At 60.1% G+C, this 15,871-nt stretch carries 14 protein-coding genes; 7 read left to right on the plus strand and 7 right to left on the minus strand.

Annotated elements, in window-relative coordinates; genetic code table 11:
• Positions 1 to 82 precede the first annotated feature (82 nt).
• The 3 genes from C4J86_RS10190 to C4J86_RS10200 all read right to left on the minus strand — a co-directional run bounded on the left by C4J86_RS10190 (position 83) and on the right by C4J86_RS10200 (position 5,532).
• Positions 83 to 2,032: a DNA topoisomerase III gene (locus C4J86_RS10190; protein ID WP_124372413.1), complete on the minus strand. Its 1,950-nt coding sequence runs from the start codon at positions 2,030 to 2,032 to the stop codon at positions 83 to 85.
• 165 nt (positions 2,033 to 2,197) lie between these two features.
• Positions 2,198 to 3,820 (minus strand): MFS transporter, encoded by a 1,623-nt coding sequence (locus C4J86_RS10195; protein ID WP_124370286.1) that lies wholly within the window; start codon positions 3,818 to 3,820, stop codon positions 2,198 to 2,200.
• Between the two features lie 65 nt (positions 3,821 to 3,885).
• Positions 3,886 to 5,532 carry a GMC family oxidoreductase gene (locus C4J86_RS10200; RefSeq protein ID WP_124370287.1) on the minus strand — a complete coding sequence of 549 codons (1,647 nt, stop codon included), beginning with the start codon at positions 5,530 to 5,532 and terminating at the stop codon, positions 3,886 to 3,888.
• A 129-nt stretch (positions 5,533 to 5,661) separates the two neighbouring features.
• On the opposite strand from C4J86_RS10200, the gene C4J86_RS10205 reads away from it, so the two are divergent.
• A complete protein-coding gene (locus C4J86_RS10205; protein ID WP_124370288.1) occupies positions 5,662 to 6,552 on the plus strand; it encodes a LysR family transcriptional regulator in 891 nt (296 codons plus the stop codon).
• 141 nt (positions 6,553 to 6,693) lie between these two features.
• Here C4J86_RS10205 and C4J86_RS10210 read toward each other — a convergent pair whose 3' ends face one another.
• Both C4J86_RS10210 and C4J86_RS10215 read right to left on the minus strand, forming a co-directional pair.
• On the minus strand, positions 6,694 to 8,040 hold the full coding sequence (locus tag C4J86_RS10210) for a glutamine synthetase family protein (RefSeq protein ID WP_124370289.1): 1,347 nt from the start codon (positions 8,038 to 8,040) through the stop codon (positions 6,694 to 6,696).
• 11 nt (positions 8,041 to 8,051) lie between these two features.
• Positions 8,052 to 8,609, minus strand: a complete 558-nt coding sequence (locus C4J86_RS10215; protein WP_124370290.1) for a helix-turn-helix domain-containing protein — start codon at positions 8,607 to 8,609, stop codon at positions 8,052 to 8,054.
• A gap of 297 nt (positions 8,610 to 8,906) precedes the next feature.
• Here C4J86_RS10215 and C4J86_RS10220 point away from each other — a divergent pair, with 297 nt between their 5' ends.
• From C4J86_RS10220 to C4J86_RS10230, 3 genes are all read left to right on the plus strand, one after another.
• Positions 8,907 to 9,365: a transposase gene (locus tag C4J86_RS10220; RefSeq protein ID WP_124372414.1), complete on the plus strand. Its 459-nt coding sequence runs from the start codon at positions 8,907 to 8,909 to the stop codon at positions 9,363 to 9,365.
• 240 nt (positions 9,366 to 9,605) lie between these two features.
• Positions 9,606 to 9,914 (plus strand): RcnB family protein, encoded by a 309-nt coding sequence (locus tag C4J86_RS10225; protein WP_124370291.1) that lies wholly within the window; start codon positions 9,606 to 9,608, stop codon positions 9,912 to 9,914.
• Positions 9,915 to 10,003: 89 nt separating this feature from the next.
• Entirely contained in the window at positions 10,004 to 11,197 is a 1,194-nt protein-coding gene (locus tag C4J86_RS10230; RefSeq protein WP_124370292.1) for an MFS transporter, read from the plus strand.
• Here the strand turns inward: C4J86_RS10230 and C4J86_RS10235 are convergent.
• Positions 11,160 to 11,432, minus strand: coding sequence for a DUF1652 domain-containing protein (locus C4J86_RS10235; protein ID WP_124370293.1), 273 nt, complete (start codon positions 11,430 to 11,432; stop codon positions 11,160 to 11,162). The genes C4J86_RS10230 and C4J86_RS10235 overlap by 38 nt on opposite strands.
• Before the next feature lie 102 nt (positions 11,433 to 11,534).
• Positions 11,535 to 13,031 carry a helix-turn-helix transcriptional regulator gene (locus C4J86_RS10240; RefSeq protein WP_124370294.1) on the minus strand — a complete coding sequence of 499 codons (1,497 nt, stop codon included), beginning with the start codon at positions 13,029 to 13,031 and terminating at the stop codon, positions 11,535 to 11,537.
• A 214-nt stretch (positions 13,032 to 13,245) separates the two neighbouring features.
• On the opposite strand from C4J86_RS10240, the gene C4J86_RS10245 reads away from it, so the two are divergent.
• The 3 genes from C4J86_RS10245 (at position 13,246) to C4J86_RS10255 (ending at position 15,769) form a co-directional block, all read left to right on the plus strand.
• Entirely contained in the window at positions 13,246 to 13,866 is a 621-nt protein-coding gene (locus C4J86_RS10245; protein ID WP_124370295.1) for a hypothetical protein, read from the plus strand.
• 375 nt (positions 13,867 to 14,241) lie between these two features.
• On the plus strand, positions 14,242 to 14,586 hold the full coding sequence (locus C4J86_RS10250) for an FKBP-type peptidyl-prolyl cis-trans isomerase (protein ID WP_124370296.1): 345 nt from the start codon (positions 14,242 to 14,244) through the stop codon (positions 14,584 to 14,586).
• 571 nt (positions 14,587 to 15,157) lie between these two features.
• Positions 15,158 to 15,769: a GNAT family N-acetyltransferase gene (locus tag C4J86_RS10255; protein ID WP_256681731.1), complete on the plus strand. Its 612-nt coding sequence runs from the start codon at positions 15,158 to 15,160 to the stop codon at positions 15,767 to 15,769.
• The last annotated feature ends 102 nt before the right edge of the window (positions 15,770 to 15,871 follow it).

Raw genomic sequence — 15,871 nt, forward strand, 5'->3', positions numbered from 1 at the left:
TCCTAGACGGGCCACGTTGCAGCAAGGTCCAAAGCGGCGTTAAACCCGTCGAAAAGCGTCATTCGCCGGTTTTTTTTGCGTTTTATCCGGCTTTTACCGGCTTTTTCGCCCGTTTGGGGTTGGCCGTCGTCTTGCGTGGCGCGCTCTTGCGCTTGTTTTTCCACGGTGTGGCGCCTTTGCCTGCCGGGCTGGCGGGACCGGTGATGGTCATGCGCATGCCATGACAGCGAGCCACCTGCTTGCTCATCCACGCCGCTTGTTTGGCGACAAACTCCTCCAGGCTCATTTCGCCGCTTTGCACCATATCCAGCGCCTGCTCCCAGATGGCGGTGGTGCCGGGATCAGCGATGGCGCGAGGCACCGCGTCAATCAGGCTGAAAGCCGCTGCGGTGGCCGACAGCGCCTTGCCGTTCTTCACCAGGTAACCTCGGTCCAGCAGGCCCTGGATGATCCCGGCGCGGGTGGCTTCGGTGCCAATGCCAGTGGTGTCCTTGAGCTTCTGCTTGAGCAGCGGGTCTTCGACCAGCTTGGCGACGTTTTTCATCGCTTTGATCAGGTCGCCTTCGGTAAAGGGCTTGGGCGGTTGGGTCCACAGGTCCTTGAGATTGACCTTGGCCACGGCACAGTCCTGGCCTTGCACCAGCATTGGCAAGGCTTGAGGTGCAGGCGTTTCCCTGCCTTTGGCGGGAGCAAGGGCTTCGGGCAGCGCGCGTTTCCAGCCTGGTTCGATGACAACTTTGCCCACCGCGCGCAACGCCTGGCCGGCACAATCGAAATCCGCCTGGGTACGGTCGTATTCATGGTTGGGCAGGAATTGCGCCAGGTAGCGCGCGCGTATCAGCGTGTAGACCGCACGGTGCTTGCCGGTGAGTTGGCTGACGTCCTTGCCGGCGCCGGTGGGAATGATGCCGTGGTGGGCGCTGACCTTGGCGTCGTTCCAGGCGCGTGAGCGACGATTGGGGTCCATGTAGGCCATCAGCTCGGCCAGGGCCGCATCCGCGCGGCCGAGAGCGGCGAGGATCTTCGGCGCTTCGCTGTGCTGGCTCAACGGCAGGTAGCCGCAATCGCTGCGCGGGTAGGTGATGACCTTGTGGGTTTCGTAGAGGGATTGGGCGATATCCAGGGTTTCCTGGGCGCCGAGGCCGAGCTTCTTGGAGCAGATTTCCTGCAGGGTGCCGAGGTCGAAGGGCAGGGGCGCGACCTCGCGCATGCGCTCGGTGCGCAGCTTAACCAATCGCGCACTGGCAGCGCGGGACATGGCGTCAGCGGCGTCCCGGGCCAGTTGCGGGTTGAGGCAACGGCCCTGGTCATCGCAGGCATCGTCGACGGCGCGCCATTGGGCAGTGAAGGTCATGCGCTCGTGGAGCAGGTCCACGTCGATGGCCCAATACGCCACGGGTACGAAATCGGCGATGCTGCGGTCACGGTCGACCACCAGGCGCAAGGTGGGGGTTTGCACGCGGCCCACCGGCAATACGCCCTGATAGCCGGATTGTCGCCCAAGCAAGGTAAACAAGCGGCTCATGTTCATGCCGATCAGCCAGTCGGCGCGGGAGCGGCCCAGGGCCGAGTGATACAGGCTGAAGGTTTGCGCACCGGGCTTGAGGGCGGCCAGGGCCTTGCGGATGGAGGCCTCGTCCAGTGCCGACAACCACAACCGCTGGATCGGCCCGCGATAACGGCAATGTTCCACCAGTTCACGGGCAATCATTTCACCCTCACGGTCGGCGTCGGTTGCGATCACCAGTTCCCGGGCTTCCCCCAGTAAGCGCTTGACCACCTTGAATTGGCTGGCGGTCTTGGGCTTGACCTGCATTTTCCATGTTTGCGGGACGATCGGCAGGTCGGCGAGCACCCAGCGTTTGTATTTGGCGTCATAGGCGTCAGGCGGGGCGGTTTCCAACAGGTGGCCGATGCACCAGGTGACTGTGACCCCGTTGCCCAGCCAGCATCCATCGCCCCGGCGGCTGGCGCCGAGCACGGCCGCGATGTCCTTGGCCTGGGAGGGTTTTTCACAGAGGTACAGCTGCATGGTCATCACATCAGATCGGGTTGATGCCTGGCAGAATGCTTAGTCAGAGAGATTTGAGCAACCATTATCTGTATGGATGTACAGCTTAAAGTTTCAAACTACAAGCTACAAGAAAGAGCCGAGTGGCTTTTACTTGCCGCTTGCAGCTTGCCCCTTAAAGCTCATTCAGTTGTTATCGATATCCACATGCCGGGTTTCCTTGAGGCAGAACAAGCCGACCACCAGGCTGACCCCGGTCACCACCACCGGGTACCACAAGCCATAGAAGATATCGCCGGTGTACACCACCAAGGCAAACGACACGGTTGGCAGGAACCCGCCAAACCAGCCGTTACCGATATGGTAGGGCAGCGACATCGAGGTGTAGCGGATGCGTGTCGGGAACAGCTCCACCATCAGCGCCGCCAGAGGGCCGTAGCACATGGCGGCGATCAGGATCAGTGCCACGATCAGCGCCACCACCATGACCTTATTGACCTGGGCCATGTCCGCCGAGCTTGGGTAGCCGGCCAAGGTCACCGCGCCGCGCAGTGCCGCTTCATCGAAGCCATCAATACGCACGTCACCGACGCTGACCTGCACCGGCGCGCCGGCTGGGGCGGCGATGCTGCTGTACGGCAGGCCTTGCTTGACCAGGAAGGTCTTGACCTTGTCGCACGGGCTGTCAAAGCGCGCCTTGCCCACCGGATCGAATTGGAAGGTGCAGGTGGCCGGGTCGGCCAGCACGGTAATCGGTGCCTGGTGGCTGGCCTGGTCCATCGCCGGGTTGGTGTAGTGCGCCAGGCTCTTGAAGATCGGGAAATACAGCACGGTCGCCAGCAGCAGGCCGAGCATCAGCACCGGTTTGCGTCCGACCTTGTCCGACAGCCAGCCAAACAGGATGAAGAACGGCGCGCCAATCACCACACTGATGATCAGCAGCATGTTGGCCAAGGCCGGGTCCATCTTCAGGAACTGGGTGAGGAAGAACAGTACATAAAACTGCGCCGCATAGAAGGTCACCGCCTGCCCGCCGTTGATGCTGAACAGCGCGATCAATACGACCTTGAGGTTTTCCCATTTACCGAACGACTCGCGGATCGGCGCCTTGCTGGCCTTGCCTTCCTCTTTCATTTTCAGGAACGCTGGCGACTCGTGCAGGCTCATGCGAATCCAGGTGGAGATGCCCAGCAACACGATGGAAAACAGGAACGGAATACGCCAGCCCCACACCTCGAACTGGTCGCCGGTGAAGTAACGGCAGGCCAGCACTACCAGCAACGACAGCAACAGGCCGAGGGTGGCGGTGGATTGAATCCAGCTGGTGTGCAAGCCGCGTTTGCCGGCAGGCGCATGTTCGGCGACATAGGTGGCGGCGCCACCGTATTCACCGCCCAGAGCCAGGCCTTGCAGCATGCGCAGCACGATCAGAATGATCGGCGCTGCGATGCCGATGCTGGCATAGGTCGGCAGCAGCCCCACGCAAAAGGTTGCCACGCCCATCAGGATGATCGTGACGAGGAAGGTGTACTTGCGCCCGATCATGTCGCCCAGGCGGCCGAATACCAGCGCGCCGAAGGGCCGCACCACGAAGCCTGCGGCGAACGCCATCAATGCGAAGATGAACGCCGTGGTGTCGTTGACCCCGGCAAAGAACTGCTTGCTGATCACCGCCGCGAGGGCGCCGTAGAGGAAGAAGTCATACCATTCGAACACCGTCCCGAGAGACGAGGCGAAAATGACTTTCTTCGAGTCGTTGCGGGTGCTCGCATGTATCGCCGAGCCCAGGGGTTGAGCATGTTCTGACATCGGGTAGCCCTCACAGTGATTATTTATTGTTGTTCCACTGTCGGCGCCAGGTGCGGCGCCGCTATTCAGATTGCGTGAACCGTTTCTCTCTGCGGGGCGAGGCTCCTTGTGTTCGGTGAAAGGATCAGTTGCGCAGCCTTCTCGGCGATCATCAGCGTCGGTGAGCAGGTGTTGCCGGAGGTAATGCGCGGCATGATCGAGGCATCGGCGATGCGCAGGCCCGGCACGCCATGCACGCGCAACTGCGCGTCGACCACCGCGTCCTGGTCATTGCCCATGCGGCAGGTGCCCACCGGATGGAAGATCGTCGTGCCGATACGCGCCGCCGCTTCGTGCAGCTGTTCTTCGGTTTGCAGAGCGTCACCGGGCAAATATTCCACCGGCTTGAACTGGCTGAGGGCCGGGGCGGCCACGATCCGCCGTGTCAGGCGAATGGCGTCGGCGGCTACGCGCAGGTCTTCGGGATGGCTGAGGTAGTTGGGCCGGATCAGCGGTGCGTCCGCTGGGTTGGCCGAGCGTATGTCGATGCGCCCGCGACTGTGCGGGCGCAGGTCGCAGACCGATGCGGTAAACGCGGGGAACGCGTGCAGCGGCTCGCCAAAACGCTCCAGGGATAGCGGCTGTACATGGTATTCAAGGTTGGCCGAGGTCTGCTCCGGCCCGGAGCGGGCAAACGCGCCAAGCTGGCTGGGCGCCATCGACAGCGGCCCGCTGCGGTCGTACAGGTAGCGCAAGCCCATGCCCATCTTGCCCCAGAGGGTGCCGGCGATCTGGTTCAGGGTGCGGGCGTTTTCCAGCTTGTAGATCAGGCGCAGTTGCAGGTGGTCCTGCAGGTTGCCACCCACGCCCGGCAGTTCATGAACCACGTCGATGCCCAACGGCTTGAGCACATGGGCGGGGCCGATACCCGAGCGTTGCAGGATGCCTGGCGAGCCGACGGCGCCGGCGCACAGTACGATTTCCTTGCGCGCTTTCCAGCTCAGTGGCTGGCCGAGTTGGCGCCCGACGACCTGAGAAGCGCGGCCGTTCTCCAGCACCACGCGATCGACCTCAACATCGGTCAACACGGTCAGGTTGGGCCGTTGGCGCACCGGTTTGAGAAACGCCTTGGCCGCATTCCAGCGCACTCCGGCCTTCTGGTTGACCTGGAAATAGCCGCAGCCTTCGTTATCGCCCTGATTGAAATCGCTGATGTTGGCGATGCCGCTTTGCTTTGCGGCCTCGCGAAACGCATCCAGGATCGGCCACGACAGACGCTGCTGCTCGACACGCCACTCGCCGCCGTCGCTGTGGAATGGCGAGGCGCCGGCAAAATGGTTTTCGCTGTGCTTGAACAGTGGCAATACGTCGTTCCAGGCCCAACCTGGATTACCTTGCGCCGCCCAGCCGTCATAGTCCTGAGCCTGGCCGCGCATGTAGATCATGCCGTTGATGGAGGAACAGCCCCCCAGCACTTTGCCGCGCGGGTAACTCAAGGCACGACCTTGCAGGCCAGCCTGGGCTTCGGTCTTGAAGCACCAGTCGGTGCGCGGGTTGCCGATGCAGAACAGGTAACCGACTGGAATATGGATCCAGGGGTAGTTGTCGCGACCACCGGCCTCCAGCAGCAGCACGCGATGGGCCGGGTTGGCGGACAGCCGATTGGCCAGCAAGCAGCCGGCGGGGCCGGCGCCGACGATTACGTAATCGTATTCAGCAGTTGCAATGGGCATCTGGGGTCTCGCTTGTTTTTCTTATTGGCTCCATCCTAGTTGTTAGTTTTCGTCTTAAAAATGTTAGTTTTTGCCCAGCTGCTGTGCGTTTTTAAACAGCGCTGCCCATGGGTGCGCAACGGAGGCGATATGTTCGACTGGAATGACCTGCGGTTTTTTCTCGAATTGCAGCGCAGCGGCCGTTTGCTCACCGCCGCGCAACGTTTGAAAACCACGCACGCCACGGTGGCCCGGCATATCGAGGCCATCGAAAAAAGCCTCGGTACCGCGCTGTTCGTGCAGCACGCCCAGGGGTATGAGCTGACGCCGGCCGGCGAAGCCTTGCTCAAACATGCCGAAGCCATGGAAAACGTCGCACTGCTGGCGGAAGACGAACTCACCCATTCTGCAGCGCCTCTGGGCAAGATTCGTCTCGGGGTGGCGGAGGGCCTGGGGGTGATGTTCCTCGCCGGTCGCATGGCTGGGCTGTTTGAACGTTATCCCGGCTTGGAAGTGGAATTGCTCGCGGTGCCGCGCTTTGTCAGCATCCTCAACCGCGAAGCGGAAATCAGCATTCACCTGGAACGCCCCAGCGTCGATCAGTTGGTCACCCGCAAACTCACCGATTACCGCCTGGCGCTGTATGCCAGCCGCGCTTATCTGGAGCGTCATCCGCCGATTGAAAAACGCGAAGACCTCGCGGCCCATTCATGGATCGATTATGTCGACGACCTGCTGTTCAGCCAGGAACTGAAATTCCTCAGCAGCTTCTGTCGCAACCCCAAGGTGGTCTTCCACAGCACCAGCGTGATTGCGCAACACCAGGCCGCGCGGTCGGGTTTGGGCATTGCGGTATTACCCTGTTTCATGGCGGCGGGCGATGCGGGCCTGGTGCCGTTGTTGCCGGGGGAGAGCATCCAGCGCAGCTATTGGATCAGCTCGCGTCGGGAGTTGCACAAGTCGGTGCGGTTGCGGGTGTTATGGGATTACGTGGTGGAGTTGTGCGCGCGGGAGCAGAAACTGTTGCTGGGTGAGGGCTGACTGACGAAACCGAATCAACACTGTGGGAGGGGGCTTGCTCCCGATGGCGGTGTATCAGCAAATGCAGCTGTGACTGAACCACTGCTATCGGGGGCAAGCCCCCTCCCACATTGGATCTCCCCACGCAGGACGTGGCGATTTTTAAAGAAACCAGCGGTATTCCCGCGCAGAAATCTCCTGCTGAAACGCCAGATGATCCTGGCGTTTGTTCTCGCAATACACATCGACGAATTCCGCGCCCAGCTTGTCGCGCACCACCGACTGATGTTGCATGGCGCGCACGGCGTCGAGCATGTCCACGGGGAAATCGGTGCCACTGCTGCGGTCTTCGTTCAGCGGCGCGATGGGCTCCTGCCTGGTTTCAAGGCCATGCTCCAAACCGGCGAGGATCGCCGCCAGCACCAGGTATGGGTTGGCGTCGGCGCTGGCCAGGCGATGCTCGATCCGCAGGTTACGTGGGTCGGACTCGGGGATGCGCACGCACGCATCACGGTCTTCGAAGCCCCAACTGGCGCGGGTAGCGGCGTTGACCGTACCGCCGAGGCGGCGGAACGCGTTGTGGTTGGGCGAGAAGATCGGCATGCAGTGGGGCAGCAACGCCAGGCAACCGGCCACGGCGTGGCGCAGCGGTTGCTGCTGGTGCGCCGCCAGCACGTTATTGCCCGCGCCGTCATACAGGCTGACATGCACATGCATGCCGCTGCCGGGAAACTGCAGGTAAGGCTTGGCCATGAAGCTGGCGCGGTAACCGTGTTTGAGCGCCACGCCGCGGGTGCTGCGGCAGAACAGGGCGGCCCAGTCGGCGGCGCGCAGGCCGTCATCGCAATGGCAAAAATTGATTTCGAATTGGCCCGGGCCGATTTCGGCGGTGATCACCGTGATATCGATGCCCTGGGCCTTGGCGGTTTGTGCCATGTCGTCCAGCACGTCGCTGAAGCGCGACAGCCGCTCGATATGCAAGTTGGGCTGGTCATCGGCATCGTCGCTCAGCGGGTCGCGGGCGAATTGCGGCAGGCCGTCGTCGAGCTTTTTGTCGAACAGGTAGAACTCCAGTTCGAATGCCACCACCGGGTGAATGCCTTTGTGGTGCAGGCGTTCCACCACTTTGGTCAGCACTTCGCGGGGTTCGAATTCGATGGGCGCTTCGGTGCCATCGGAAGTGATCAGCATCTGCCCCAGCGGCTGCGATTCCCAGCTCACCGGCTTCAGCGTACCCGGCACCAGGCGCCGATTGGCATCCGGGTCACCGTCGTTGAAGCAGTAGTCGCCGATCTTGAACAACCCGCCCTGGGCACCCAACAACACGGCGTTCTGCGGCAGCTTCAACGGGCTGCCGGCGGCGACTTTTTCAAGCATATCCACCGGGTAGCGCTTGCCGTAGAAATGCCCCGGAATGTCCAGGGCGATCAAATCGACGTAGCGCACCTCGGGATAGTTCTGGCGGAAGGTCCGTACTTCGGCCAGCAAGGTTGCAGATGGGCTTTTCACGGGTGCAGCTCCTAGTTGTAAACCCACAGCACGCGGGCGGGCAGGTCGGTCAGGTTGGCGTAGCGACAGTGGGCGAAACTGGCCAGATGAAAGCTGTCGCCAGGGCCGAGGGTGACCGCATCGGCCTCGCCTTCAACCCACAGCGTCAACTCACCCTCCAGCACAAAACCGGCCTGTTCGGCACGGTCGCTCATGCTCTGCTCACCACTGTTGGCGCCGGGCGCCAACAGGCTGTCGAGCATCGAAAACGCACCGTTCATGCTCGGCGAGACGAGGATGTCGGTGATGCCATTGGCGTAGTACACCGTGCGCCGCTCGCTGGGCCGCGTTACCCAGTCCACCGCCTTGGGTTTGGGCAGGCTGTAGAAGTAAGTGGTAGGCACGTCGAGGGCGTGGCTGATGGCGGTCAGGTCGGCCACGGTCGGGCGCGACAAGCCACGTTCCACTTGGGACAGGAAACCCACTGAACGTTGGATCTTGTGCGCCAATTGCGCCAGGGTGAGTTTCTTGTGCTTGCGCAGGTCGTGGATCAGGGCGGCAAGGGTGGCGAGTTCATCTTGAGGTGTCATGAAATTTAATTCGAATAATTTCATGAAAAATTACAGGATTAATTTCATGGAAGCAATGATAGTGGCGATTCATGGTGGTGAGGAGCTAGCTCCCGCTGGGCAGCGAAGCTGCCCTAATTCGGCCACCTCATTTGTTCAGGTGTGTCTCGGCCGGCTTTTTTGGGGCTGCTGCGCAGCCCAGCGGGAGCAAGCTCCCTCGCCACGGGGCGTGGGGAAACATAATGAAATTGAGTCGTGGAGCGACCTTTCTCGGGCCTGCTAGGTTGAATGAGTCATTCAATCAAAGGGAGCGACGGATTGCTTCAAAGGCCCAACTCTCATTTGCTACGGCGAGGTCGTTATTCAGAAGCAGGGCGTGTGTATCTGGTGACGGCAGTGGTTTATCAGCGGTATCCGGTTTTTGCTGAATTGTCTCTGGCCCGGTTATTGGTTGCAGAGCTCAAACGCGCCCATGATTGCGGTCTGGTCGGTTCGTTGGCCTGGGTCATCATGCCGGATCATCTTCACTGGATGTTTGAGCTGCGTGACGCAACGTTGCCGCAGGTGATGCGACAAGTGAAGTCACGCAGCACGTTGACCATCAATCAAGCCTGTCGTACGAAGGGCGCGTTTTGGCAGAGCGGATACCATGATCGCGCGGTGCGAGCCCAGGAAGATCTTATAAAAATCGCGCGTTACATCATTGCCAATCCCTTGCGGGCGGGGCTGGTCGAGCATATCGGCGACTACTCGCTCTGGGATGCAATCTGGTTATGAGTTTGAGTTCCCGCGTGTGGCGAGGGAGCTTGCTCCCGCTGGGCCGCGAAGCGGCCCCAATCCATCCACCACGTTCGTTCAGGGATATATCGGTCGGGCTGTTTGGGGCTGCTGCGCAGCCAGCGGGAGCAAGCTCCCTCGCCACAAGGGTTATTGGCGATCGGGTAGTGTTTTGACCTGAATGTTTTCACGCCCCTGCGGTCGGAACCTGGGTACGCACTCAAAATTGAAGGAGCACCCATGAAGTCCAGATCCCTCGTTGCCTGTGTTCTCGTTGCGGCAGGCCTGTCTACCGCCAGTTTTGTGGTGCAGGCCGGCGATACGCCCCAGGAAACCGTGCAGCCTTCCAACATCAATACCCGTGATTTGAAGGAAGGTGACCGCGCCCCGGATATCCTCATGCGTAAGGAGTCGGCCCTCAGCGACTGGAAAAAACGTGGCCTCAAGCAGCCCGAGGAAGAGAGCCAGTGGGCGCGGGTCGGCGATAAATATGTACTGCTCAAGACCACCAACGGCACCATCCTTGAGATCACACCGGTCAAGAAATAATCCTGCCGCACCACCTGCTCGTTTCACCTTTCTTGCGTTAAGGTAACCGACCGCAATGGTCGCGTTACCTTCAAAGAAAAGAGAGCAGGATGCTTGCCACCATCAAAAACTACCCCCGCACGGTGAATCTGTTGCTGTCCGCCACGTTGCTGCTGACGTTGGCCAAGGCGATCACCTTTCCGTACCTGGTGATCTACCTCACCCGCCACTTTGCCCTCGACATCAGCCAGGTCGGCCTGGTTATCGGCAGCTCGCTGATTGTCGGCTCGTTGCTCAGCGTCTATGGCGGGTTCCTTGTCGATCGCGTCAACAGTTACCGTTTGCTGCTCGGTCTGAGCCTGGTGTTTGTGCTGGGCTTTATCGGTACGGTTGTGGCGCAGAATATCTGGGCGTTCTACAGCTGCCTGATCCTGATCAACCTGGCCTATGCGGTCATCGATATCGCGATCAAGGCCGGCTTCGCCAGCTTGCTGCCCGAGGAGGGGCGCAGCGAAGTGTTCTCGATCAAATATACGCTGACCAATATCGGCTACGCCGTGGGGCCATTTTTTGGCGCGATGGTGGCGAAGCTGGATATCAGCCTGCCGTTTATACTGTCGGCGCTGTTGGGCGTGGGATTTTTCCTGCTGTACTGGCGTTTGGGCGACCGCACATTGACCACCGTCGACGCCACGCAAAAACCGGTGCCGTTTCTCGCCGTGGGCCGTGTGCTGCTCAAGGATCATCGCCTGGTGTGTTTCACCCTCGGTGGCCTGCTCAGTGCGGTGGTATTCGGCCAATTTACGGCCTACCTATCGCAATACCTGGTGACTACCACCACTGCCGAATATACCTACACTGTAATCAGCGCCGTGCTCACCACCAACGCCGTGCTGGTGATTGCCTTGCAGTACCTGATTGGCCGGCGCATCTCGCACCGTTACCTGAGCCAGTGGCTGATCGCAGGTTTGGGCATGTTCATGCTGGGGCTGATTGGCTTTGCGTTGGCCAGCAGCGTGATGTGGTGGGTGCTGGCGATGGCGGTGTTTACCGTGGGGGAAATTATTGTGTTCCCGGCCGAGTACATGTTTATCGACCGAATTGCGCCTGATGCGCTGCGGGGGATGTATTACGGCGCGCAAAACCTGTCCAATCTCGGCGCCGCCTTGGGGCCGGTGTTATGCGGGATGGTGCTGGCCAGCCTGCCGGCGCATTACATGTTTTATATGCTCGGGATGTTTATCGTCGGCGGCGGGGTGTTCTACTTCATTGGGGCGAAGCTGAAGGCAAGTCATCCAGCGTGAGCTTGCCGACGTTGTTGCTTTGCAGCTCATAGCGCAATTCATCCACCATTTTCGCCACTTCCTCCGGGGTCTGCAGCCGTTTGGTGCTGATCCCGGTGACCACCAGATCGACCCGTCCGGTTTCGGCGTCGAATACCTTGAGGGTCAAGGATGCGTCCCGGCACAGGGTGAATTCGCAGGTCAGCGGCGACAAGCCTTCTTCGATGCAATTTCGCAGTTGAGAGAGGGTAAACATGCAGGTTCCTTCAAGGCACAGAGACGATGCCTTAAAGGTTATTGATTAGCCTGCTGCCTCATAAGGCGAATTAGCACTAGCTGCACTAGTGCATTTGCACTCTTAACGTTTGTTCTTTATCCGTACTTCACCGGCAAACAGCCCGCGTTCGCGGGCCCAGACGATGGCCGTACTGCGGCTGTGCACGCCCAGCTTGGAGTACACCGTCGCCACGTGGTTGCGCACGGTGTTGGGTGCCAGCTTCAGGCGCGAGGCGATCTCCTTGTCGGCCAGGCCCTCGCAGATCAAACCCAGCACGTCGCGCTCACGGGCGGTGAGGTCGGTAAAGGAAACGTTGGGCAGGTCAGGGCTGTTGACGCTTTTGGCATTGGCGAGTTTTTCGATCAGGGTCTGGCTGAACCAGGAGGTGTCCTGCATGACTTCCTCGATGGCCGCCACCAGTTCCAGCTCCGAGCGTTTACGTTCGGTGATGTTCATGAATACCAGCAGGTAGCACGGCATGTCCTGGATGATCACGGTGTCGGCCGACACCACGCAGTCGATCACTTCATCGCCTTTCTTGCGCACCTTGAGGTCATGACCTTCCAGGTTTCCGGCTTTCTCCAGGGTCGCGAACAACTGGGCGCCGGCCTGGGGGCTGTCGATGAAGTCGATGTCTTCGATGGATTTGCCGATCAGTTCTTCACTGATATAGCCGGTGATACTCATGAACGCTTCGTTGATATCCACCACTTGGCGATTGGCGGCGTTGCACACCAGGGTTGGCACGGGCGTCAGGCGGAAGGACTTGGCGAAGCGTTCTTCACTCTGGCGCAGGGCGATTTCCGCTTTGCGTCGCGGCTCCAGGTCCATGAACGAGAACAGCATGCAGTCCTCTTCGTTCATGTCCAGGGGCTGGCCGGCGACGATCACCAGCTTGCTGCCGCCTTCGGGCAGTCGCAGCTCTGCCTGCATCTGTGGAATGGTCGAGCCTTGCCCCAGCCGCTCGATAGCCAAGTCCTTGCGTTCGGCCTGTTCGAGCACGTCCAGTTCATACACGGATTTACCGATGACTTGGTCGCGGTTGTAGCCGGTCATCTCCAGGAAGCCCTGATTGACCTTGATGTAGCGCAGGTCGCTGAGGCGGCAGATCACGGCGGGCGCGGGGTTGGCGTTGAAGGTTTTCTCGAAACGCTGCTCGGCGCTCGCCCATTCGGTGGCGTCACTGAGGATCAGCACCAACAGTTCCGGCTCGCCGTGCGAGTCGGTAATCACCAGGCTGCGCAGGCGGTGAACCCAGGTCTTTTCTTCATCGGCCGTAGGAATGACTTCCACGATCACGTCGCTGAACTCATCACCCGCCGCCGCGCGGGCCAGGGGGTAGTTATCCAGTTGCAATGGGTGGTAGTTGCGATAACGCAAGGTGAAGCGTTCGGCGTATTCCTGCCCATTGGCGCCCAGCCCCATGACGTCAGTGACGCCGTGCATGGTCAATGCGGCTTCGTTGGCCCAGAGAATGGTCTGGTCGACCTCGGCCAGGATCACGCCGTCGGACAACCCGGAGATGATCTGCTGCAATTGGCGGCGGTTGGTTTCTTTGGCAAGAACATCCTGTGTCATAGGTTCTCCAAGGTGTGGACGCATGGGTTTTACGACATCCCCGGTTCAGGATAGTGCAGAGAAGTTGTCCGGGTGGGAGTACGAATGGACCAGGCGGGGTAGTGCATACGGGCCCCGTCGCGTGCCATTGGCTTGGTGCGGTTTGCGGTAAGGACGCCGCCTGTGTGAACGCGTAAAATGCCGGCATTTCACGCGTTTCACGCAAGGGTGCCCTTTGAGCGCAAGCAAAACCGTCGGACTGTTACTACTCACTTCCCTGCTGGCGGCGTGCGGCACCTCGCCGCCACGCACGCCCAATGATATCTGCGGCATCTTTCGCGAAAAGGATGACTGGTACGACGCGGCCAAGGTCACGCAAAACCGCTGGGGCGTGCCGATCCAGGTGCCCTTCGCGATCATGTATCAGGAGTCGGGCTTTCGCTACGATGCCAAGACGCCGCGTAAATACCTACTGTGGATCATTCCCTGGGGACGCGTTTCCACCGCTTCCGGCTATGCCCAGGCCAAGGATGAAGTGTGGAATGACTACCGCAAAAGCACCGGCCGCAGCGGCGCCGATCGCGAGGATTTCGATGACGCCATCGACTTTATCGGTTGGTACATGGACAAGACCTACAGCATCAACGGTGTCTATAAATACGACGCCTACGGCCAATACCTGAACTACCACGAAGGCTGGGGTTGTTATCGTCAGCGCACCTATGCCAGCAAAGCCTGGCTGCCGCCGGTGGCGAGCAAAGTGCAGGCCCGTTCGCAGATGTATGCGCGGCAGTATGCCGGGTGCAAGGATGAATTGGGGCGGGGGTTTTGGAGTCGGTTCTGGCATTGGTTATAAAGCCCGGTGCTGGATGCACGCGAATCAAAATGTGGGAGGGGGCTTGCCCTCAATAGCAGGGTGTCAGTCAATGATGGGGTGGCTGATGCACCGCTATCGGGAGCAAGCCCCCTCCCACAGTAAATTGTGGTACGGGCCTGGACCTGTGGCGAGGCAACTGACAGCCTCACAGCCGACTGCTATCCAACTGATGCCTGCGATCAAAATGTGGGAGGGGGCTTGCTCCCGATAGCAGGCTGTCAGTCATGATGGGGTGACTGATGCACCGCATCGGGAGCAAGCCCCCTCCCACATTGGATCGCGTGGCCATGACACTTGCAAAACCCACCCGGTTCTGGGAAAACCGCAGCCTTTCACGCCTTCAATGAGAGCCCCATGAGCAACGATGAATTGCAGATCACCGACATCCGCCTGGGCGACGGCAAAGCCGTGGTCAAGGGCGCGCTGATTACCACTCAATACACCGGCACCCTGGAAGATGGCACGGTGTTCGATTCGTCTTGGGGGCGGGGCAAACCGTTTCAGTGCGTGATTGGTACAGGTCGCGTGATCAAGGGCTGGGACCAGGGATTGATGGGCATGCAGGTTGGCGGTATACGCACGTTGTATGTACCGGCGCACCTGGCCTACGGCGAGCGCTCGATGGGTGCGCATATCAAGCCAAACAGCAACCTGCGTTTCGAGATTGAATTGCTGGAAGTGCTGACGCGGGATGATTGAAAGGATTGAATATGGACGTTGATCCACGCGTGTTGCCTGGCTGCTCCCTTGAAGCATGGGTATCTACACAACTTTGGGCGCGGCCCTGAATCTGTGACTGCTCGGGAGCCGAAGCCTCTCTAACTGACGCCCCGCGATCCAAATGTGGGAGGGGGCTTGCTCCCGATGGCGGCCTCAGGGCCGACCAGGATGCTGGATCAGAGCGAGTACATATCCGTTGCTGCGGTAACGGCTGCTATAGGTTCCGCCCTTACGGCGTCTCACTTTTGAAAAGCGCAAAAGTAAGCAAAACGCTCTTGCCCCACCACTCGGCACCTCGCCCAGGCTCGGTGTGCCCGTAATCCGACAGTGATTTGGGGGGCCGCCGCCACGCGCCATCCATGGCGCGGGGCGGCTAAACCGGCATCCCTGCCGGTTTACCCCCCAAATCACTATCGAATTCCGGCCAGCGTGGTTTAACGGGGCGCCTAGATCAAAAGCAAGATCACAAGCAAGAGCGACTCGCTTCGCATCGTGGTTACCGTAGCTGCTACAAAGTTGTGTAGATACCTATGCCCTTGAAGGCATTCGGGTGGTTGAGCTACTTGGTTGTGACGAGGCTGAGCTGCAAGATTTTTTTGAACAAGCGCCGGATTACTTCAAGGCGGTTAACGGCGAACCCGCTACCCCGATTGAGGCTCGGGATGAGCTAAACGGCCAATTGCCCGCAGGCTGGCGTTGCAGGCGGATGTACTGGTTGGGTTACCGCGATGCGCAAAACCAATTGGTCGCCGTGGTGAATATCGCCGCAGATTTGCTCGCCGTCGGAGTGTGGCATATCGGATTGTTGATGGTGCATACACGTTGGCACGGCAGCGGGCTGGCGCAGCGGCTGCACGCGGACCTCGAGGCATGGGCGGTGGGGAAGGGTGCCCACTGGTTGCGGTTGACGGTTGTGGTTGGCAATACCAAGGCCGAGCGTTTTTGGCCCAGGCTGGGGTATGTGACGGTGCGCATTCGAGAGGGGATTGCAATGGGGCGGCAGGTGAATAGGGTACTGATTCAGGTCAAGCCGATTGCCGAGAAGGGTATTGATGCCTATCTGGCCTTGGTCGAGCGCGACCGCCCCGGTGCTCCATCGCCTGGAACTTACACCGAGCCCATGTTGCGGGGCTTGCCTGCAAAGGCAGAGTGTCAGGCATGAATTAGTAGCTGACACACCGCCATCGGGAGCAAGCCCCCCCACATTGCTCATTGGTGTGGTCGAGAAAGGGGTTCCTGAACCCATCCTGAAGAAATTTCTTAT

Source organism: Pseudomonas sp. R2-7-07 (genome assembly GCF_003852355.1).
Taxonomy (GTDB): Bacteria; Pseudomonadota; Gammaproteobacteria; order Pseudomonadales; family Pseudomonadaceae; genus Aquipseudomonas.

Excerpts from the sequence above, each read along its gene's own strand:
- C4J86_RS10205 (WP_124370288.1), top strand. The coding sequence starts at position 5,662 with ATGTTCGACTGGAATGACCTGCGGTTTTTTCTCGAATTGCAGCGCAGC.
- C4J86_RS10215 (WP_124370290.1), bottom strand. The coding sequence starts at position 8,609 with ATGACACCTCAAGATGAACTCGCCACCCTTGCCGCCCTGATCCACGAC.
- C4J86_RS10225 (WP_124370291.1), top strand. The coding sequence starts at position 9,606 with ATGAAGTCCAGATCCCTCGTTGCCTGTGTTCTCGTTGCGGCAGGCCTG.
- C4J86_RS10190 (WP_124372413.1), bottom strand. The coding sequence starts at position 2,032 with ATGCAGCTGTACCTCTGTGAAAAACCCTCCCAGGCCAAGGACATCGCG.
- C4J86_RS10250 (WP_124370296.1), top strand. The coding sequence starts at position 14,242 with ATGAGCAACGATGAATTGCAGATCACCGACATCCGCCTGGGCGACGGC.
- C4J86_RS10240 (WP_124370294.1), bottom strand. The coding sequence starts at position 13,031 with ATGACACAGGATGTTCTTGCCAAAGAAACCAACCGCCGCCAATTGCAG.
- C4J86_RS10200 (WP_124370287.1), bottom strand. The coding sequence starts at position 5,532 with ATGCCCATTGCAACTGCTGAATACGATTACGTAATCGTCGGCGCCGGC.
- C4J86_RS10230 (WP_124370292.1), top strand. The coding sequence starts at position 10,004 with ATGCTTGCCACCATCAAAAACTACCCCCGCACGGTGAATCTGTTGCTG.
- C4J86_RS10195 (WP_124370286.1), bottom strand. The coding sequence starts at position 3,820 with ATGTCAGAACATGCTCAACCCCTGGGCTCGGCGATACATGCGAGCACC.
- C4J86_RS10235 (WP_124370293.1), bottom strand. The coding sequence starts at position 11,432 with ATGTTTACCCTCTCTCAACTGCGAAATTGCATCGAAGAAGGCTTGTCG.